General features: G+C 61.1%; 1 protein-coding gene. It reads left to right on the top strand.

Annotation, left to right across the window (positions count from 1 at the left end; all coding sequences use genetic code 11):
- The coding region (locus tag AF337_RS44140; protein WP_152970908.1) for a hypothetical protein at nucleotides 1-211 on the top strand (211 nt) is incomplete at both ends.

The following is a 211-nucleotide window of genomic DNA, read 5'->3' as shown; positions in this document are numbered from 1 at the left end:
CAAGCGCTCTCTGGGCGCCGAATACGACATTCGGCAGCTTCCTTGTCCGCGGCTATGCGAACGGTACCGATAATGCGCCTGGCGGCGTCGCAATGGTCGGCGAAAACGGCCGAGAGCTGGTGAACCTCCCGCGTGGCGCGCAGGTCGTTCCCAACAAGGTGACGGAAGGGCTTCTCGCATCGAGATCTGCGGCGAACCTGAATGTGAAATT

Source organism: Rhizobium ecuadorense (genome assembly GCF_001187535.1).
Classification (GTDB): Bacteria; Pseudomonadota; Alphaproteobacteria; order Rhizobiales; family Rhizobiaceae; genus Rhizobium; species Rhizobium ecuadorense.
This window is presented reverse-complemented; position numbering and strand designations above follow the sequence as displayed.